The organism is Neisseria sicca 4320 (genome assembly GCF_000193735.1).
Classification (GTDB): domain Bacteria; phylum Pseudomonadota; class Gammaproteobacteria; order Burkholderiales; family Neisseriaceae; genus Neisseria; species Neisseria sicca_E.
The window spans coordinates 70,859-88,802 of sequence record NZ_AEPF01000080.1 but is presented as its reverse complement, the minus strand read 5'-3'; the positions used below and the strand labels follow the sequence as shown (position 1 = coordinate 88,802).

Sequence of the window (17,944 nt, the reverse complement as noted above, 5' to 3'; positions counted from 1 at the left end):
TATTACTATGATTTGATACACATTTAAGACGAAAAGAACAATATTTATGTACTCACAAAAAGCACCGTTTTTTACCCGTTTTGGCAGATTGTTCCGCCTGACGGGATGGCTGTTCCGGACCGGAAGTCATTTGCGCCGTATTGATGCCGGCAATCCTGCCGAACGCGATCATGCGGTCATTACTTTGGGTAAAGGCGCGCTGGAAGCCTTAGATATCGAATTGGAAATCGGCACGCCGCCCACTGATAATGTGAATGGTGCTTTTGTGGCGGCAAACCATGTGTCTTGGCTGGATATTTTTGCCATGAGCGCGGTGTATCCGAGCAGCTTTATTGCCAAGCAAGAGATTAAAAACTGGCCGGTGTTGGGTAAAATGGGGCAAAACGCAGGCACGGTGTTTATCAACCGCAATTCCCGCCGCGATGTCGAGCCGATTAACCAAGCCATTTGTGCCGCGTTGAAAGCAGGGCAGAATGTCAGCTTTTTCCCCGAGGCGCGGACTTCTTTGGGCTTGGACATTTTGCCGTTCAAAGCCGCGCTCTTCCAATCCGCCATCGATGCCGACGCGCCTGTTCAGGCGGTTACGCTGCGCTATTATGATGATGCCGGCAAAAGGACGACTGTGCCGTCTTATGCGCAAGTCGATTTGGTGCGCTCGCTCTGGCGTATCGTTTCCATGAAAAAGCTGCGCATCCGTATTGATTTTGCCTCCCCGATTCGTCCCGGCAAAGACGAAGACCGCTTTATGTTGAAAGACAAAATAGAAAGCAGTATCCGCGAAGTCGTATTGTCCGATGCGCACGATTCCGAAAAATAATTCCAAGCTAGGGGCTTGTTTTCTTTCAGAAGACCTCTATTTAAATAAAACGTTCGCAGGTTGAGTTTCATAGCTTCAGGTAATTAATATTATTTGAACTATAAATTATACAAATCAAACTCCCTGCGCTAGAATGTATGCATTCACTCGTATCATTCCCTAAACCTAAAATTTCAAGGAGATCCAAAATGGCTTTGCAAGATCGTACCGGTCAAAAAGTACCTTCCGTCGTATTCCGTACCCGCGAGGGCGACACTTGGAAAGATGTTTCCACTGATGACTTGTTCAAAGGCAAAAAAGTAGTCGTATTCTCTCTGCCCGGCGCATTCACTCCGACTTGTTCTTCTTCCCACCTGCCGCGTTACAACGAATTGTTCGGCGCGTTCAAAGAAAACGGCGTTGACGCAATCTACTGCGTATCTGTAAACGATACATTCGTGATGAACGCTTGGGCAGCCGAAGAAGAAGCTGACAACATCTACATGATTCCTGATGGCAACGGCGAATTTACCGAAGGCATGGGCATGCTGGTCGGCAAAGAAGACTTGGGCTTCGGCAAACGCTCTTGGCGTTACTCCATGCTGGTTAACGACGGCGTGATTGAAAAAATGTTCATCGAGCCTGAAGAGCCGGGCGATCCTTTCAAAGTGTCTGACGCTGACACTATGTTGAAATTCATCGCTCCTGACTGGAAAGCGCAAGAGTCTGTCGCCATCTTCACCAAACCCGGCTGCCAATTCTGCGCTAAAGCTAAAAAAGCTTTGCAAGACAAAGGTCTGTCTTACGAAGAAATCGTATTGGGCAAAGATGCAACTGTTACTTCCGTTCGCGCCATTACCGGCAAGATGACTGCTCCTCAAGTCTTCATCGGTGGCAAATACATCGGCGGCAGCGAAGATTTGGAAGCTTACTTGGCTAAAAACTAATTGCCTAGTGCTTAAGATGGTTTAAACAAAACCGTCTGAACAGAAAAATAGAGTTATTCAGACGATACGCTACACGGGTCGTTCTGAATAGCTCTATATTTACAAGTAGAATTTGAGATTATCGTTTTAAATCGAGATTTTTAAAATGGCTATTGATTTTATATTATTGATAGCTTCTTAAAAGGTCGTCTGAAAACCTGATACGCTTCACGCTGATACCGCTTCGGACGCTCAACAAAAAAGGACAAAGATTATGAAAAAAATTCAAGCAGATGTCGTCGTAATCGGCGGCGGTACTGCCGGCATGGGCGCGTTTCGCAATGCCCGTTTACATTCGGATAATGTTTACCTGATTGAAAACAACGTGTTCGGCACGACTTGCGCGCGCGTGGGCTGTATGCCTTCCAAACTCTTGATTGCCGCCGCAGAAGCGCGCCATCACGCATTGCATACCGACCCGTTCGGCGTGCATTTGGATAAAGACAGCATCGTCGTCAACGGCGAAGAAGTCATGCACCGCGTCAAATCAGAACGCGACCGTTTTGTCGGCTTTGTCGTTGCCGATGTGGAAGAGTGGCCTGCCGACAAGCGCATTATGGGTTCGGCTAAATTTATCGACGAGCATACCGTCCAAATCGACGACCATACCCAAATCACGGCAAAAAGTTTCGTGATTGCTACCGGCTCGCGCCCCGTCATCCTGCCGCAGTGGCAGCCTTTGGGCGACCGTTTGATTATCAATGACGACGTTTTCTCATGGGATACGCTGCCTAAGAGCGTTGCCGTGTTCGGACCGGGCGTTATCGGTTTGGAACTGGGTCAGGCATTGCACCGTTTGGGCGTGAAAGTTGAAATTTTCGGCTTGGGCGGCATCATCGGCGGTATTTCCGACCCCGTCGTTTCAGACGAGGCGAAAGCCGTGTTCGGCGAAGAATTGAAACTGCATTTGGATGCTAAAACCGAGGTCAAACTCGATGCAGACGGCAATGTAGAAGTTCATTGGGAGCAGGACGGCGAAAAAGGCGTATTTGTTGCCGAATATATGCTGGCAGCCGTAGGCCGCCGTCCGAACGTTGACAATATCGGCTTGGAAAACATCAATATCGAAAAAGACGCACGCGGCGTACCCGTTGCGGATCGGCTGACCATGCAAACCAGCATTCCGCATATCTTTATCGCGGGCGATGCGTCCAACCAACTGCCCCTGCTTCACGAAGCTGCCGACCAAGGCAAGATTGCCGGCGACAATGCGGGCCGCTACCCGAATATCGGCGGCGGTTTGCGCCGCAGCACCATCGGCGTGGTGTTCACCAGTCCGCAAATCGGCTTCGTCGGTTTAAAATACGCGCAGGTTGCCGAGCAATACCAACCCGACGAATTTGTCATCGGCGAAGTATCGTTCAAAAATCAAGGCCGCAGCCGCGTGATGCTGGTGAACAAAGGCCATATGCGCCTGTATGCCGAAAAAGCCACCGGCCGCTTCATCGGCGCGGAAATCTTAGGCCCCGCCGCCGAACATTTGGCGCACCTGTTGGCATGGGCGCATCAAATGAAGATGACCGTCCCGCAAATGCTGGATATGCCGTTCTACCATCCCGTTATCGAGGAAGGTTTGCGCACCGCGTTGCGCGATGCCGATGCGAAGTTGAAACAGGCTTGATGGGTTGACTTAATCAATCAGCCGAAATGAAAGGTCGTCTGAAAACCTGATGATTTAAGGTTTTCAGACGACCTTTTTTGTCTTTACGTTGCGGAATAAAATCAGTTGCTGGGTAATGTGTAATCGGATACTTGTATTCGACGAATATTTAATGCTTCTGCTTCCTTTAGGTGTTGTGGCAGATGGAGATGTCAGATTCAAGAATCTGACCTACGGCTGTCCTCTCTACCAAAGTGAAAGGTCGTCTGAAAACCTGATTCAAGGTTTTCAGACGACCTTTTATCTCTCGATTCAAATATCGTCGGATGGTTCAATATCGGTTTCGCCGATTCCCGCATTTTTCCGATACTGCCCCGGCGAAATCCCGTATTGTTTTTTAAACGCTTTGCCGAAGTGCGTTTCGGATTGAAAGCCGACGTTCAGTGCGACGGACAGGACGGAATCGGCGGTTTGCCGCAGCAGTGCGGCGGCTTGGCGCAGGCGGATGAGGTTGACGAAGGCGTGGGGGCTGATGCCGGTTTGCTGTTTGAACAGGCGCATGAGTTGGGCGCGGGAGAGGTTGGCAAGCTCGGTCATTTTTTCGATGTTCCATTCGTCTTCGGGGCGGCTGACAACGGTTTGGATGAGCTGGCGCAGGCGTTTGTCGCGCAGGCCGTTGAGTATGCCGCCCAAAGGCGCTTCTCCGCCTTGTTCTAGATGGGCGCGGACGATGAGGACAAGGAGGACGGAGGAGAGGGCATTGACGATGGCGCGCGAGCCGGAAAGCGTGTTTGCGCTTTCGTATTGCAACATGGAAATGAGGCATTGCAGCGAGGGATGGTCCATCTTGATGAGGACGGTTTCGGACAGATCGTGCATGATGTCGGCGTGTTCGTCGTATTCGAAGCGGGCGCAGAACAAATCGAGGCTTTTTTCGCCGCCGCTACGGGACGAAGTGACCGTGAATGCGCCGCTGTTGCCGATATGCGGTGTATCGCCGCAGTTGTTGCAGTCCGCTTCGCTGCTGATAATGTGTTCCGCGCTGCGTGGAAAAAAGATAAGGTCGCCGGCTTGCAAGAGACGCGCTTCGGGTTCGCCTTCGATTTTGATGTAGCTTTCTCCGGCGACGACAAGGTGCGCGATGCCGTGCGCGCGCCTGCGTCCGTGCGGTGCGTACCATTTGTCGCGGAACAGGCATTGTATGTCCACGCTGCCGGTGATTTGCGCCAGTTCGATGAGTTTGTCCAAAGTGTCCATAAGTGTTTTTTGCAAGTGAATGAGATGATTTGACGATTATAATAGTCAAATTATTGCAATAATGCCATTCATCGGATGTAAAGATGGCGGATTTAATTGAAATCTGCCATGAAAGAACAGAGCATCCTGCATATCAAACACATTGGAAAGGAAATCAAAATGTTTCAAAATTGGCCCGAACACACCGCACACGTTAAAAAATCTTTCGGCGAGCTGGGTAAAAACCACCCGAAAATGCTGCAAGCCTACGGCGCGCTGGAACAAGCCGCCACAGCCGAAGCATTGGATGCGAAAACCCGCGAACTGATTGCCATCGCCGTTGCTATCACTACCCGTTGCGAAAGCTGCATCAGCGTACATGCCGCCGCAGCCGCCAAAGCGGGCGCGACTGAAAGCGAAATCGCCGGCGCGCTGGCGACCGCTATCGCCCTGAACGCAGGCGCAGCCTACACTTACGCCCTGCGCGCTTTGGAAGCGGTTGACGCGCAGCGTTGATTTTGTCTCAAAGGGTCGTCTGAAAACCACTCCCGTTTCAGACGACCCTTCTGCTGACGGGCATTGCTTTTTGCCGCCGAACCGTTTAGATTGATGTCTTTGTTCAACCGTTTGGAGAAACAACCATGAAAAAATTGCTGACTGCCGCGCTGACTGCCGCCGCACTCGTCCTTCCTGCCGCCGTATCCTATGCCGCGCCCGCTGCTAAAGCTACCAGCGCGCAACCTGCCAAAGCAAAAGGCGTATGGATTGACGTACGTTCCGAAGAAGAATTCAAATCAGGCCACCTGCAAGGTTCGGTCAACATTCCGCACGACCAAATAGTCGAACGCATTAAAAGCGTCAGCCCCGACAAAAACGCGCCCGTCAACCTCTACTGCCGCAGCGGCCGCCGTGCCGAAGTCGCGCTTGCCGAGTTGAAGAAAGCAGGCTACACCAACGTAACCAACCACGGCGGTTACGAAGACTTGGTAAAAAAAGGTTTGAAATAACCAGCAACAAGGTCGTCTGAAACGTTTCAGACGACCTTTTATCCAAGGAAAAATATGAAACCGATACGCACCTTCGCCGCAGCCGCCATCCTCGCCGCCCTGACCGCCTGCGCCTCACACGGTGGCGATGCCGCCCGACAACCCGATTCCCGACAAAGTTCCGCCATGAATCAAACCCATACCGCCGTCAGCAAATACAGTTTCGACGATACCGTCCGCCGTTTGGAAACCGCCGTCAAAGAAAAAGGCATGACCGTGTTCGCCGTCATCGACCACCAGGCCGCCGCGCGACAAAGCGGTTTGGATATGCAGCCCGCCAAAGTCATCGTTTTCGGCACGCCCAAAGCAGGCACGCCGCTGATGCAAAAAGACCCCGCCTTCGCGCTGCAACTGCCGTTGCGCGTCCTCGTTACCGAAACCGAAGGCGCAGTTCAAGTCGTGTTCAACGACACGCGCGCGCTGGTGTCGGGCAGCAAAATCGAGTTTGCCGAAGTGGAAAACACACTCGCCAATGCTGAAAAGCTCATCCGTAAAACGGTAACGGAATAGGGATAAGCCAAATAATCGAAAGGTCGTCTGAAACCGAAAAAAGGTTTCAGACGACCTTTTATTGTTAACAGGCTTACCATTCTTCAGAAGCGTCGAATATTTCTTCGTCCCAGCTGCTTTTGAGCGCGGCGTGGATGGTGTCCATGTCGAATCCGCGATAGGCGAGGAAGCGGGCTTGTTTTTGTTTGTCTTTCAAATCGGTGGCGGGCTGTTTGAATTTTTTGCGCAACACGGCGACGGCGGTTTGCAGTTCGCGCGTTTTGTCGGGCATGAATTCACGGCTGAGGGTTTCGTCTATGCCTTGCTGCGCCAATGCCTGTTTCAGACGCAGTGAGCCGTGTTGGCGGCTTTTGCTGTGGATGTAGGCTTCGGCGTAGCGTTGGTCGGATTGCCAGTTGCGTTCGGCAAATTCGTCCAACACGTTTTCCAATTCTTCTTCGCTTTCGGCATACGGAGCGAGCTTGCGCTTGAGTCCGACACGGCTGGTTTCCTGTCGGGAAAGGATGTCCATCGCGCGGGCGCGCAGGGATTTTTGGGGTTTCATGCAGAGGTCGTCTGAAAAAGGTCGATTCGTAGGTCAGATTCTTGAATCTGACTTGCGGGTTGTAGGATGGAGGAGAGATAAGAAACTTTCATTCTGTCATTCTCTTTGTTCGGGAATGACAAATCTTTTTATTTCCACTGCTCTATTTTCAGACGACCTTTGAAGCAGGAATAAAGGTCGTCTGAAAACAAGGATATCGGTTACTCGTCGTTTTCTGCTTTTTTCGGCCGCAGGTTTTCGTAGATTTCGGGCAGTGAGCCGATAATCCAGTCGGGTTGGGTCGCTTTGTCTTGCGAGAGCAGGGTCATGTCGCCGTAGCCGAAGGTTACGCCGACGCTGAGGCAGCCTGCGGCTTTGGCAGCGATGATGTCGTTGCGGGAGTCGCCGACCATAATCATGTTGGCAGGATCAATGCCTAAGACTTCGGCGGCGTGTTGCAGCGGCAACGGGCTGGGTTTCTTTTCGGGCAGGCTGTCGCCGCCAAGAATCAGGCTGAAGTAGTCGGCAAGTCCGAGCTGTTTCAAGAGTTCGACAGCGAGGATTTCGTTTTTGTTGGTGATGACCACCAGCGGGATGCCCAGCGATTTGAGCAATGCCAGTCCGGCTTCGGTTTCGGGGTAGGGGCGGGTGAAGTCGCTTAAGTGGTCGCGGTAGTATTTCATGTAGAACACGAAGCCTCTTTCCCACAAATCAGGCGCGGCTTCTTGGTCGCGGTCGTCGGTGATGACGCGGTGGACGAGTTTGCCGATGCCGTCGCCGACGTAGCTTTCTACTGTTTTAGCGGGCAGCGGCTCCATGCCGAGATATTCGCGCATGGCTTCGGCTGCGGCGGCAAGGTCGGGGATGGAATCGCATAATGTGCCGTCCAAATCAAAGGCGGCGGCTTGGACGTGTTCGATGGCGGCGGTCATGATGTGTTTTGCTCGTGAATGATACGGACGCGTATTTTAACATTGTTTCCCTACAGGTAGTTTTCAGATGGATTGTTAACAATATAGTTGGAGCTTGAAATGGCATTTCATTGATTTTCAGAAGCTTTGACTTTGAAAGGCAGGCTGATTCAATTTTCAGACGACCTTTTTTAAAAACAAAGGTTTTTTGGAGCGTTCAGAAAATAGGAACATTCTGTAAAGGGATGGACGAAGCAGTTTGAATACATCGTTTTGTAGTCTGAAAAATAAAACCATATATAAATTAATCAACTTTGAAAATACCGACTACATGCTATTACATTTCATTTGGAAATTGGTTATAGTTACAGCTGCAAAGTCTTTAAACCTCAATCCGACATGAGAAGGAAGAGCAATGTCCCAATCCGCAGCAAAAGAAACCCTTAATCCTTTCGAAATCGCCCGCAAACAGGTCAAAACCGCCTGCGACCGACTCAATGCCGATCCCGCGGTTTATGAAATTCTGAAAAATCCGAGACGCGTTTTGGAAGTCAGCTTCCCCGTCAAACTCGACGACGGCACGGTCAAAACCTTCACCGGCTACCGTTCGCAACACAACAATGCCGTCGGCCCCTACAAAGGCGGCGTGCGCTTCCATCCCCATGTGAATCTGGACGAAGTCAAAGCCCTGTCGATTTGGATGACCATCAAATGCTGCGTTGCGGGCATTCCTTACGGCGGCGGCAAAGGCGGCATTACTTTGGATCCGCGCGATTATTCAGAAGCCGAGTTGGAACGCATTTCACGCGCTTATTCCGAAGCTATTTCTCCGCTCATCGGCGAAAAAATCGATATTCCTGCACCTGATGTGAACACCAACGGCAAAATCATGTCGTGGATGGTTGATGCCTACGAAAACGTCGTTAAAAAATCCGCACCGGGCGTGTTCACCGGCAAACCGGTCGAATTCGGCGGCTCTTTGGCGCGTACCGAAGCGACAGGTTACGGCGTGAACTTCGCTGCCGTTCAAGCCCTAGAAAAACTCGGAAAAGACGTGAAAGGCGCAACCTACGCCATTCAAGGCTTTGGTAATGTGGGCTATCACACGGGCTATTACGCGCATCAATCCGGCGCGAAAGTTGTTGCCGTTTCTACCGTCGATGTCGCCATCTACAACGAAAACGGCTTGGATATGGAAGCCCTGTTCAAAGAGTTCCAAGAAAAAGGCTTCATTACCAACGAAGCGGGTTATGGCAAAGAAATCAGCAACGCCGAACTCTTGGCACTGGATGTGGACGTACTCGCCCCTTGTGCACTGGAAAACCAACTGACTTCCGAAAACGCAGGCAAAGTCCGCGCTAAAATCGTGGTCGAAGGCGCAAACGGCCCGACTACGCCCGAAGCCGATGCCATCCTGCGTCAAAACGGCGTATTGGTCGTCCCCGATATTTTGGCGAACTGCGGCGGCGTGGTCGTTTCCTATTTCGAATGGGTGCAAAACCTGCAAGGTTATTACTGGGAATTTGAAGAAGTTCAGGAAAAAGAAACCGTCGTCCTGCGCCGCGCGTTCCGCGATATTTGGAATCTGGCGCAAGAGTATGACGTGGACCTGCGTACCGCGTCTTACATGATGAGTATCCGCCGTGTTGAAAAAGCGATGAAGCTGCGCGGCTGGTACTAATTAAATTTTGAAGCGTTAGTGTGAGAAAAGGTCGTCTGAAAAATTTTCAGACGACCTTTGGGTTTGTGTGGCGGATAGTGCTTAAAAATGGAGCGGGCGGACGGGCGGCATTGCGGGTCGTATGCCTGCGGATAGGGGAGGTACGTCGATTGTCAGGTTTTTGTTGGAAGAGCGGGTGTGAATGTCGAGGTTGACGTGCAGCGGTAAACCCGAACCGGCAGCCGGGACGGGCTGATAGATTTTGCCGTCGAGGTTGATGCACTTGAATGGCGTTTTTTCCCCTTTACTGAAGGTGAACGCCAATTTTTCCAGCGTTTTTTCTTCATCTTTATCAGCATGGGGGTAAGACAGGCAAAGCAGTGTGCTGAATCTGCGATCCTCCTGCCAAACGGTAAACCCTGCCTTTTTGATATTCTTCATAGAAGAGGCAAACCTGATTTCGTAGGGATGTTTCAGTTTGGCCTTAAAGACGGGAGATAGCTTTTCAGACGACCCTTTGTCTAACACATAGGTGTATTGATCGCCGAGCATGACCCAGCCGCCTGCGGGCGCATCTACCGTAGCGGAGCCAAGCTTCCCGAAAGAGAGGATGCTGTCGTTGCCTTCGCGGATGGAAGGTGTGCCGTCGTCTGAAAAAGCAGCGCAGCCTGCAAGAAGGAATACTGCGGATAAAAAGGGGAAGGCGTATGTTTTCATAATGTTTGTTTGAAGGTATTTAAAATCAGGCAAATGAGGGAATACTCAATCCGAATTGTTCCAATAAGCCGACCGTTTCGTAAACGGGCAGGCCCATCACGCCTGTAAAGCTGCCTTGCAAATGCTCGACAAACACGCCGCCCAAACCCTGAATACCATACGCGCCCGCTTTGTCCATCGGTTCGCCGCTTCGGATATAGGAGGATATTTCTTCGGCAGACAAGGTTTTGAAACGTACATCGCTGGTTTGCAAAACGCCGTGCGTTTTCCCTTGCCAATATACGCATACGGCAGTCAGCACCTGATGCGTCTGCCCTGAAAGCCGGGTGAGCATTTCGGCTGCTTGGGCTTCGGTTTCCGGTTTGCCGAGAATATGGTTTTGATAGGCGACCGTAGTGTCGGCGGTCAGAATCGGATATTCGGGCGACGCGTCGTGTGTGGCTAACCATTGCTCGACAGCGGCGGCATTTTTTTCCTGCGCCATACGTTGCACATAATCGGCGGCTTTTTCGTCGGAATGCGGCGTTTCGTCAATGTCGGCAGGGATACGGATAACTTTGAATCTTAAGTTTTCCAGAATTTCGCGGCGGCGCGGGCTGCCGGAGGCTAGGTAGAGTGTGTGCATAAAACTTTCTTTTTTAGGGGATATAAGGCCGTCTGAAAATTATTTTGACTGTTTGTGTTGGCCGGACAAGCGCACATAATGTGCGGAAGAATATTTCAAAAATTCTTTTTCTTTTTCGGTCAGCGGGCGGACTTGTTTGACGGGCGAACCGACATAGAGATAGCCGCTTTCCAAACGTTTGCGCGGCGGCACCAAGCTGCCTGCGCCTATCATTACGTCCTCTTCGATGACGGTATCGTCCAGAATAATCGTACCCATCCCAATCAACACACGATCGCCGATGCGGCAGCCGTGCAGCATGACTTTGTGTCCGACGGTTACATCTTCGCCGATGATAAGGGGTGAACCTTCAGGTTTTTCCGCGTTTTTGTGCGAAACGTGCAAGACGCTGCCGTCCTGTACATTGCTGCGCGCGCCGATGCTGATGCTGTTCACGTCGCCGCGCAAAACGGCATACGGCCAAACGGATACGTCTTCGGCAAGCGATACTTCGCCGATGATGACGGAGGTTTCGTCGATGAGGCAGGATTCGTGAATTTGCGGAGTATGGTCTAAGAAGGGGCGGATAGGGTTCATGTTGTTTTCTTCCTTTTTGACAGTGTGGCAGGTTTCAGACGACCTGCGGCTCAGTATGGTGCAAGTATGCCCTTTTGATGCAGGCGAAGCAAGAAAGCGATATGAACTTCCTGCAGATATGCAGTTATGAATTTGCCGGTAATAATTTTTAAGGTTTAGGAATTATTTTCCGTCAAGCCCGAATCATTTGCTTGCCGAAGGAGAGAGTTACCCGTTACCTTTTTGTATTTTTGAATAAGTGAAAATCATTCACTTGCCATTTAAATTGAAATGATATATATTTTTAAAAAATATTTCAAAAAATAACGAAACCCGATAGTTTGTATTCAAACAGATTTGGTGGGTTTCCAATACTACAAACTTCTGCTTCCATCCCATATCGTTTTTTAAATCTCTTTACCCACCTTGTTTAAATAAAGGCGGCCCGAAGGTCGTCTGAAACTGTATGAAGGATATTCACATGAGCGAAACACAAGAGCTGACTTTTGCCAAACGGCTGAAGGAGCAAACCGCAACCATTCACGACAGCGTGGACAACTTGGTTATGTCTGTCGAGCCGTTTACCAACAAAGAGAACTACATCAAATTTTTGAAACTGCAATCCGTATTCCACAAAGCGGTCGATCATATCTATAAAGATCCGGAGTTGAACAAAGCCATTCCCGAGCTGGAATACATGGCGCGTTACGACGCGGTAACGCAAGACTTGGCAGATTTGGGCGACAAACCTTACGAGTACGGCAAACCGCTGCCGCACGAAACCGGCAACAAAGCCATCGGGTGGCTGTATTGCGCAGAAGGTTCTAATTTGGGCGCAGCATTTTTGTTTAAACACGCTCAAAAGCTGGATTACACCGGCGAACACGGCGCGCGCCACCTCGCTCCCCATCCGAACGGCCGCGGCAAACATTGGCGTGCCTTTGTCGAACATCTGAATGCTTTGGGTTTAAGCCCTGAAGCTGAAGGCGAAGCGATTCAAGGCGCAAAAGATGCATTTGCGTTCTACAAAGTCGTTCTGCGTGAAACCTTCGGTCTGCCTGAAGGTGCGGAAGCTCCGGAAGGCTTTGTTCCGCACCGTCATTAATGGTTTGACGATATAAGTAGAGGTCGTCTGAAACACATCTGTATACGCGGATTCATAAATTCCGTTTTCAGACGACCTTCATGCTGGTGTAAGTGTTGTATTGTTTGGTTATCCGCATTTGCGGTATTTTTAATTGGTTTGATGGAAATAATTATCAAATATTTTATCACCATCATTTCAAAATACCATTATCACATTCAGGAGTTTTACCATGAAGGAATCATTTAAATTAAGTATGTTGGCGATTGCCTGCAGCATCGCATTGAGTGCATGCGGTTCAAGCGGTGGTGGCACGCCTTCTGCACAGCCTGCACCGACCCCGCAACAGCCGGGCAATAATTCCGGCTCGGGCGGAGGAGGTGATTCAAAACAAACAGAAGACGCTAAGAAAGCCGAAGAAGCTAAGAAAGCTGAAGAAGCCAAGAAAGCCAATGAGGCCAATTCAGGTCAAGGTTTTGGCGGCGAAGGCAAAGTAATGGGCAAGGCTTTGGATGGCGGTGTCTTGGTAGCGAAAAAACGGGAAACCGGCGATTTGGAATATGCCAAAACCGAAGCTCCGACTGCCGCAGACAAAAATGGCGTCGTACTTGATGGTGTCGCCATTAATACCAAAGACGTTAAAGCAGGTGAGTTCACGTTGGGCGAAAAAAGTACGAACGGCGGTAAAGCCGATGCAGCACAATATGCGATACACAGTGGCGACCTGCTGCCTGACGTTCGTTACGGCGGTGTTGCAGATGTAACCAATCTGCGTGATTTCAAACAAGCTTTGTTCTATCAAGGTGCGCCGTCGGACAACGATACCGTTGCCGCTTTAAAAGGCGAAGCCACTTATAAAGGTATCGGTTTGCATTTTGCAAACGGATTGCCGGTCAATACCAGTTTGTTAAACGAGCTTCCTGATACAAGTGCCGAGTCTAAATTGGAAAACCTGTATCCTGCCGCTAGGGCAACCGATGTTACCGCAAAAGTCAATTTCGACCAAAAAACCATCAATGTCGGCATCAAACGCTATTCCGATCAAACGGTTGGCGGTGGTAGCGGCGGCAACAGGATTGCAGGTGTCGTCAAATCCAATGTGCGCGATATGGCGGAAAACCTGTCTTTCGATGGCGATTTGCACGGCAATACCTTCTCCAACAAGCAAGGTACGATGCAAGGCGGATTCTTTGGCGCGAAGGCAGACCAACTTGCCGGTACATATAGTGCGGCAGGCAAAAACCAACGTGATGAAGACGTAGTGGCGCGCGGTGTGTTTGGTGCAAAACGCCAAGATGCAGCGGCTCAAGCAGGCGGACAGCCTGATGCGCCGATTGCCAAACCTGATGCGCCCGTAACCAAACCTAAAGTTGATGCCGCCGCAGCCGAATTGAAAAAAGGTGAAACAGGCGAGCAATACGTCTTATCGAATATCGCGGACTTGACCAAAGTCATTATCAACGGTACGGCAATCGCTTTGGCACCTGTTACCAACAAGCTCTATCAAACTGAATTGGGTTCGGACTACAAGTCGTTTGTTGCTTCAGGCAATTTGAGCAATGTTGTCTTCGGTGCGGCAAAACTTGCCGATAATGCCTACTCCTTGTTTGTTCAAGGGGTAATGAGTGCCTCTCTGCCGTCCGGTGCGGCTAAATACGCAGGCGAGGTGTTGAATTTCCGTGCCCGCAACTTGGATAATAAGGAAAACTGGGTGGATGCCGGCAACACCTACCGTACCACCGGTTCATTTACCGCCGATGTTAACTTCGATACCAAGACTATCGCAGGTAAAATCAATAGTGGTGACAGATGGTTCATGAATGAACGAGCCTTTACTGCCGATATTGCAGGCAGCAGCTTTAACGGCAAATGGACTTCAGGTGCACAAGGCTCTGTAACCGGCGGATTCTACGGCGACAAAGCTGCCGAAATGGCGGGGCGATACAGTTATAATGAAAAACCAGGTGATAATGGCTCTTCAAGTAACAATGCCTTCGGTGTATTCGGCGGTAAAAAGCAATAACCGTCTATTTAAGCTGAAAACAAACCGCCTGAAAGGGCGGTTTGTTTTTGAGTGGGTAGGATTTTCAGACGACCTTTTACGGTAACAACAATCCGGAGGGCAATCTACCCGCTAAAAGGTCGTCTGAAAACCTTGAATCTTATTTTAAGATAATCTTTCGTTTAATAATTTAGATTGCGATTCGGAAAACTGGAAATCTCCCCTTTTTTGCCCGCGTTTCAAGTGTCTTTGATAGGCGGCAACATAGTCTGCCTTGGGTAGTCCCACGAGGACGCCGATATGGGCTGTGGCGGATTTTGCCAAAGGTTCGAGCGTGTAGCCGCCTTCCAGTACGGAAACGATTCTGCCGGGACAGCTTGGGGCGGCTTGGATGATTTTGTGTGTTAACCAGGCGAAATCGGCTTCGTGCAGGTTCAGACGACCTGTTTCGTCTTGTTTGTGTCCGTCGAAACCTGCGGACAGTAAGACCAGTTCGGGTTTGAATGAGGTCAGTTTGTTCAACCATTGTTCGCGTACGGTGGTACGAAAGACGCGGCTGCCGGTATTGGATGCAAAAGGCAGGTGCAACATATTGGCGCCGTTGGCAGAATGGTTGGTTTCAGGGAATGGGAAGAGGTCGGTTTCAAAAAGGTTCATAAACAGGACGCGCGGGTCGTCTTTGAAGATTTCCGCTGTGCCGTCGCCGTAATGGACATCAAAGTCGATGACGGCGATGCGTTGGAGTCGATATTCGGCGATAGCGTGCATGACGCCTGTGGCGACGTTGTTCAGAAGGCAGAAACCGCCGGCTTTGTCGCTGTGTGCGTGGTGTCCGGGTGGGCGGACGGCGCAAAAGGCGTGCCATGCTTTCTTATTCATTACCATGTCCACCGCCTGAACGACAGCACCTGCGGCGTGACGGGCAGCTTTGAGCGAACCATGACTCATCACGGTGTCGCCGTCGAGACGGTAAATTTTGTCCGGCTGGGGCAGGCAGGCTTCGAGTGAGCGCAGGTATTTGCGCGGATGAACCAAGGCGAGGCGGGCATCGCTGATTTCTTCGGCTTCGACAGTTTGCAGATGCCGCCAAATATCCTGGCGTTTGAGTTCGGCTTCGATAACGGCAGTGCGTTCGGGCGAGTCGGGGTGTCCCGCGCCGGGGTGGTGTTGTGCAAAAACGGGATGAGAAATCCAGACCGTGCGCGCATTTTTACCCAAAAGGCGGCGTAGGCGCGTACGCAGTCGTCGAATGAGTTTTTTCATGAGGAAAAGGGCGCGGGGCTTGTCGTTGGTCGGAAGAAGTCAGGTTTTAAATGCCGCTGAAATTTCATTTTCAGACGACCTGACATGATAAATATGGTTAATAAATAGGGAAAAGCTTGGAAATTTTTCAGACGACCTTTAGAATAGCTTAATTTTGCGGCTGTACCAATGCCTTTTTCTGCCGCAAGCAGTGTTTTACTTAATTTTAATCTCTTAGAAAACGGATAAGTTATGAATCAAGCTGTGGCCCAATTTGCCCCTTTAGTGCTGATTATGGTGGTGTTCTACTTCCTGATCATGCGTCCCCAACAAAAGAAATTCAAAGCACACCAAGCCATGCTTGCCGATCTGAAAGTCGGCGATAAGGTGGTTTTGGCAGCAGGCTTCAAAGGCCGCGTTACCAAAGTCGGCGAACAGTTTTTCACTGTGGACATCGGTCAAGGTGCAAAAATCGAAGTCGAAGTGGAACGTAACGCGATTGCCGCTAAAACCGAGTAATCCGTATTTTTGCCAAGAGCCGCCTCGGAAAGCTGAGCGCGGCTGTTTGTCTTAATAATAAATCGAAGGTTTACCATGAACCGTTATCCTTTATGGAAATACCTGCTGATTGCGTGCTCGATTTTGGTTGCCGTAGTGTATTCGCTGCCCAACCTTTTCGGTGAAACGCCTGCAGTACAGGTATCAACCAACCGACAAGCCATCGTTATCAATGAACAGACCCAGTCCAAAGTGGATGCCGCGCTGAAACAGGCTGGTATTCAGACCGACGGGATGTTTGTTGCGAACAACTCGCTGAAAGTGCGTTTCAAAGATACCGAAACCCAGCTTAAAGCCCGCGATGTCATCGAAAACACTTTGGGCGATGGCTATATTACTGCGCTCAACCTGTTGGCGGACAGCCCTGAATGGATGGCCAAAATCGGCGCCAATCCGATGTTCTTGGGCTTGGACTTGCGTGGCGGCGTACATTTCACCATGCAGGTGGACATGAAAGCTGCGATGCAGAAAACGTTTGAACGTTATTCGGGCGACATCCGCCGTGAAATGCGTCGTGAAAAAATCCGTACCGGCACCATCCGTCAAATTGAAAACGGTCTGATTGTCCCGATGCAGGACGCTGCCGACGTACAAAAAGCCATGCCTAAGCTGCGTCAGCTTTTTCCTGAGGCAAATTTGAACGCTGATGGCAATAACATCACGCTGACGTTGTCAGAAGCAGAGGTTGATAAAGTACGTTCTAAAGCGATAGAACAAAACATCAACACCTTGCATAACCGTGTCAATGAGCTGGGCGTAGCCGAACCTGTCATCCAACAATCCGGCCTCGACCGCATCGTTGTACAGCTGCCGGGTGTACAAGATACAGCCAAAGCAAAAGACATCATCGGCCGTACCGCGACTTTGGAAGTGCGTATGGTAGAAGACGACCCTGTCAAAGTGCGCGAGGCTTTGGAAGGCAATGTTCCGAGCGGTTTCGAGCTGTTGTCCAGTAGTGGTGATCACCCCGAAAGCCTATTGATTAACAAGCAAGTTGAATTGACCGGTGATAATATCAATGACGCACAACCAAGTTTCGATCAAATGGGCGCACCTGCCGTCAGCCTGAGCTTGGATAGCGCAGGCGGCAGTATTTTTGGTGAATTGACCGCCGCCAACGTCGGCAAACGCATGGCGATGGTGTTGATCGATCAAGGCAAATCCGAAGTGGTTACCGCACCGGTTATCCGTTCCGCTATTACCGGCGGACGCGTGGAAATTTCCGGCAGCATGACGCAGGCGGAAGCCAATGATACTTCTTTGTTGCTGCGTGCAGGTTCTCTCGCTGCACCGATGCAAATCGTGGAAGAGCGCACCATCGGCCCGTCTTTGGGTAAAGAAAACATTGAAAAAGGTTTCAATTCCACCTTGTGGGGCTTTGCCGCCGTTGCCTTGTTTATGGTGCTTTACTACCGCTTGATGGGCTTTTTCTCGACCATCGCCCTGAGTACCAATATTTTGTTCTTAGTCGGTATATTGTCTGCCATGCAGGCAACGTTGACGCTGCCCGGTATTGCCGCATTGGCGTTGACGTTGGGTATGGCGATTGACTCCAACGTATTGATTAACGAACGTATCCGCGAAGAATTGCGCGAGGGCGTACCGCCGCAACAGGCGATTAACCTTGGTTTCCAACACGCATGGGCAACCATTGTCGACTCCAACCTGACCTCGCTGATTGCCGGTATCGCCCTCTTGGTATTCGGTTCCGGCCCGGTTCGCGGTTTTGCCGTCGTACACTGTCTGGGTATCCTGACTTCGATGTACTCATCCGTCGTCGTCTTCCGCGCCTTGGTTAACTTATGGTACGGACGCCGCCGCAAATTGCAGAACATTTCCATCGGCGCAGTATGGAAACCCAAAGCCGAAACAGCGGCTGGCAAGGAGTGAGAC

Annotated in this window: 18 protein-coding genes; 11 read left to right on the top strand and 7 right to left on the bottom strand. The window is 50.6% G+C overall.

All coding sequences use genetic code 11. The annotated features are described in order from the left end of the window. Positions 1–46 precede the first annotated feature (46 nt). From NSCA4_RS0108360 to NSCA4_RS0108350, 3 genes are all read left to right on the top strand, one after another. Positions 47–817, top strand: a complete 771-nt coding sequence (locus NSCA4_RS0108360) for a 1-acylglycerol-3-phosphate O-acyltransferase (RefSeq protein ID WP_016687709.1) — start codon at positions 47–49, stop codon at positions 815–817. 188 nt (positions 818–1,005) lie between these two features. Next, positions 1,006–1,743, top strand: a complete 738-nt coding sequence (locus NSCA4_RS0108355) for a redoxin family protein (RefSeq protein ID WP_016687708.1) — start codon at positions 1,006–1,008, stop codon at positions 1,741–1,743. Between the two features lie 253 nt (positions 1,744–1,996). Beyond that, a complete protein-coding gene (locus NSCA4_RS0108350) occupies positions 1,997–3,403 on the top strand; it encodes a dihydrolipoyl dehydrogenase (RefSeq protein WP_016687707.1) in 1,407 nt (468 codons plus the stop codon). A 291-nt stretch (positions 3,404–3,694) separates the two neighbouring features. On the opposite strand, the gene NSCA4_RS0108345 is transcribed toward NSCA4_RS0108350, so the two are convergent. Then, the gene (locus NSCA4_RS0108345; RefSeq protein WP_016687706.1) at positions 3,695–4,639 is read right to left on the bottom strand and encodes a helix-turn-helix transcriptional regulator; all 945 of its coding nucleotides are present in this window, start codon (positions 4,637–4,639) and stop codon (positions 3,695–3,697) included. A 159-nt stretch (positions 4,640–4,798) separates the two neighbouring features. On the opposite strand from NSCA4_RS0108345, the gene NSCA4_RS0108340 reads away from it, so the two are divergent. From NSCA4_RS0108340 to NSCA4_RS0108330, 3 genes are all read left to right on the top strand, one after another. After that, positions 4,799–5,134, top strand: coding sequence for a carboxymuconolactone decarboxylase family protein (locus tag NSCA4_RS0108340; RefSeq protein ID WP_029609666.1), 336 nt, complete (start codon positions 4,799–4,801; stop codon positions 5,132–5,134). 125 nt (positions 5,135–5,259) lie between these two features. Continuing rightward, positions 5,260–5,625 carry a rhodanese-like domain-containing protein gene (locus NSCA4_RS0108335; protein WP_016687704.1) on the top strand — a complete coding sequence of 122 codons (366 nt, stop codon included), beginning with the start codon at positions 5,260–5,262 and terminating at the stop codon, positions 5,623–5,625. A gap of 54 nt (positions 5,626–5,679) precedes the next feature. Continuing rightward, positions 5,680–6,174 (top strand): DUF302 domain-containing protein, encoded by a 495-nt coding sequence (locus NSCA4_RS0108330; RefSeq protein ID WP_016687703.1) that lies wholly within the window; start codon positions 5,680–5,682, stop codon positions 6,172–6,174. Positions 6,175–6,247: 73 nt separating this feature from the next. Here the strand turns inward: NSCA4_RS0108330 and recX are convergent, their stop codons facing one another. Together recX and NSCA4_RS0108320 are read right to left on the bottom strand one after the other, a co-directional pair. Then, positions 6,248–6,718: a recombination regulator RecX gene (gene recX, locus NSCA4_RS0108325; protein WP_016687702.1), complete on the bottom strand. Its 471-nt coding sequence runs from the start codon at positions 6,716–6,718 to the stop codon at positions 6,248–6,250. Between the two features lie 200 nt (positions 6,719–6,918). Next, the gene (locus NSCA4_RS0108320; RefSeq protein WP_016687701.1) at positions 6,919–7,629 is read right to left on the bottom strand and encodes a phosphoglycolate phosphatase; all 711 of its coding nucleotides are present in this window, start codon (positions 7,627–7,629) and stop codon (positions 6,919–6,921) included. 394 nt (positions 7,630–8,023) lie between these two features. On the opposite strand from NSCA4_RS0108320, the gene NSCA4_RS0108315 reads away from it, so the two are divergent. After that, positions 8,024–9,289, top strand: coding sequence for a Glu/Leu/Phe/Val family dehydrogenase (locus NSCA4_RS0108315; protein ID WP_016687700.1), 1,266 nt, complete (start codon positions 8,024–8,026; stop codon positions 9,287–9,289). A gap of 81 nt (positions 9,290–9,370) precedes the next feature. On the opposite strand, the gene NSCA4_RS0108310 is transcribed toward NSCA4_RS0108315, so the two are convergent. Genes NSCA4_RS0108310 through NSCA4_RS0108300 form a run of 3 tightly spaced genes read right to left on the bottom strand, consistent with a single transcriptional unit; the run spans position 9,371 to position 11,186 of the window. Next, positions 9,371–9,985 (bottom strand): YidX family protein, encoded by a 615-nt coding sequence (locus NSCA4_RS0108310; protein WP_029609664.1) that lies wholly within the window; start codon positions 9,983–9,985, stop codon positions 9,371–9,373. A 25-nt stretch (positions 9,986–10,010) separates the two neighbouring features. Next, positions 10,011–10,610 carry a Maf family protein gene (locus NSCA4_RS0108305; protein WP_016687699.1) on the bottom strand — a complete coding sequence of 200 codons (600 nt, stop codon included), beginning with the start codon at positions 10,608–10,610 and terminating at the stop codon, positions 10,011–10,013. Between the two features lie 39 nt (positions 10,611–10,649). Continuing rightward, entirely contained in the window at positions 10,650–11,186 is a 537-nt protein-coding gene (locus NSCA4_RS0108300; protein WP_016687698.1) for a gamma carbonic anhydrase family protein, read from the bottom strand. Positions 11,187–11,646: 460 nt separating this feature from the next. On the opposite strand from NSCA4_RS0108300, the gene NSCA4_RS0108295 reads away from it, so the two are divergent. Both NSCA4_RS0108295 and NSCA4_RS0108290 read left to right on the top strand, forming a co-directional pair. Next, positions 11,647–12,270: a biliverdin-producing heme oxygenase gene (locus tag NSCA4_RS0108295; protein WP_016687697.1), complete on the top strand. Its 624-nt coding sequence runs from the start codon at positions 11,647–11,649 to the stop codon at positions 12,268–12,270. Positions 12,271–12,481: 211 nt separating this feature from the next. Next, entirely contained in the window at positions 12,482–14,272 is a 1,791-nt protein-coding gene (locus NSCA4_RS0108290; protein ID WP_036538298.1) for a transferrin-binding protein-like solute binding protein, read from the top strand. A gap of 144 nt (positions 14,273–14,416) precedes the next feature. Here NSCA4_RS0108290 and NSCA4_RS0108285 read toward each other — a convergent pair whose 3' ends face one another. Then, complete coding sequence (locus NSCA4_RS0108285; protein WP_016687695.1) at positions 14,417–15,514, bottom strand: histone deacetylase family protein; 1,098 nt, start codon at positions 15,512–15,514, stop codon at positions 14,417–14,419. A 231-nt stretch (positions 15,515–15,745) separates the two neighbouring features. Here NSCA4_RS0108285 and yajC point away from each other — a divergent pair, with 231 nt between their 5' ends. Then, the gene (gene yajC, locus NSCA4_RS0108280) at positions 15,746–16,012 is read left to right on the top strand and encodes a preprotein translocase subunit YajC (RefSeq protein WP_016687694.1); all 267 of its coding nucleotides are present in this window, start codon (positions 15,746–15,748) and stop codon (positions 16,010–16,012) included. A gap of 75 nt (positions 16,013–16,087) precedes the next feature. Next, a complete protein-coding gene (secD, locus tag NSCA4_RS0108275) occupies positions 16,088–17,941 on the top strand; it encodes a protein translocase subunit SecD (RefSeq protein ID WP_016687693.1) in 1,854 nt (617 codons plus the stop codon). Positions 17,942–17,944: the final 3 nt, after the last annotated feature.

Excerpts from the sequence above, each read along its gene's own strand:
- NSCA4_RS0108360 (WP_016687709.1), top strand. The coding sequence starts at position 47 with ATGTACTCACAAAAAGCACCGTTTTTTACCCGTTTTGGCAGATTGTTC.
- NSCA4_RS0108355 (WP_016687708.1), top strand. The coding sequence starts at position 1,006 with ATGGCTTTGCAAGATCGTACCGGTCAAAAAGTACCTTCCGTCGTATTC.
- NSCA4_RS0108350 (WP_016687707.1), top strand. The coding sequence starts at position 1,997 with ATGAAAAAAATTCAAGCAGATGTCGTCGTAATCGGCGGCGGTACTGCC.
- NSCA4_RS0108345 (WP_016687706.1), bottom strand. The coding sequence starts at position 4,639 with ATGGACACTTTGGACAAACTCATCGAACTGGCGCAAATCACCGGCAGC.
- NSCA4_RS0108340 (WP_029609666.1), top strand. The coding sequence starts at position 4,799 with ATGTTTCAAAATTGGCCCGAACACACCGCACACGTTAAAAAATCTTTC.
- NSCA4_RS0108335 (WP_016687704.1), top strand. The coding sequence starts at position 5,260 with ATGAAAAAATTGCTGACTGCCGCGCTGACTGCCGCCGCACTCGTCCTT.
- NSCA4_RS0108330 (WP_016687703.1), top strand. The coding sequence starts at position 5,680 with ATGAAACCGATACGCACCTTCGCCGCAGCCGCCATCCTCGCCGCCCTG.
- recX (WP_016687702.1), bottom strand. The coding sequence starts at position 6,718 with ATGAAACCCCAAAAATCCCTGCGCGCCCGCGCGATGGACATCCTTTCC.
- NSCA4_RS0108320 (WP_016687701.1), bottom strand. The coding sequence starts at position 7,629 with ATGACCGCCGCCATCGAACACGTCCAAGCCGCCGCCTTTGATTTGGAC.
- NSCA4_RS0108315 (WP_016687700.1), top strand. The coding sequence starts at position 8,024 with ATGTCCCAATCCGCAGCAAAAGAAACCCTTAATCCTTTCGAAATCGCC.
- NSCA4_RS0108310 (WP_029609664.1), bottom strand. The coding sequence starts at position 9,985 with ATGAAAACATACGCCTTCCCCTTTTTATCCGCAGTATTCCTTCTTGCA.
- NSCA4_RS0108305 (WP_016687699.1), bottom strand. The coding sequence starts at position 10,610 with ATGCACACACTCTACCTAGCCTCCGGCAGCCCGCGCCGCCGCGAAATT.
- NSCA4_RS0108300 (WP_016687698.1), bottom strand. The coding sequence starts at position 11,186 with ATGAACCCTATCCGCCCCTTCTTAGACCATACTCCGCAAATTCACGAA.
- NSCA4_RS0108295 (WP_016687697.1), top strand. The coding sequence starts at position 11,647 with ATGAGCGAAACACAAGAGCTGACTTTTGCCAAACGGCTGAAGGAGCAA.
- NSCA4_RS0108290 (WP_036538298.1), top strand. The coding sequence starts at position 12,482 with ATGAAGGAATCATTTAAATTAAGTATGTTGGCGATTGCCTGCAGCATC.
- NSCA4_RS0108285 (WP_016687695.1), bottom strand. The coding sequence starts at position 15,514 with ATGAAAAAACTCATTCGACGACTGCGTACGCGCCTACGCCGCCTTTTG.
- yajC (WP_016687694.1), top strand. The coding sequence starts at position 15,746 with ATGAATCAAGCTGTGGCCCAATTTGCCCCTTTAGTGCTGATTATGGTG.
- secD (WP_016687693.1), top strand. The coding sequence starts at position 16,088 with ATGAACCGTTATCCTTTATGGAAATACCTGCTGATTGCGTGCTCGATT.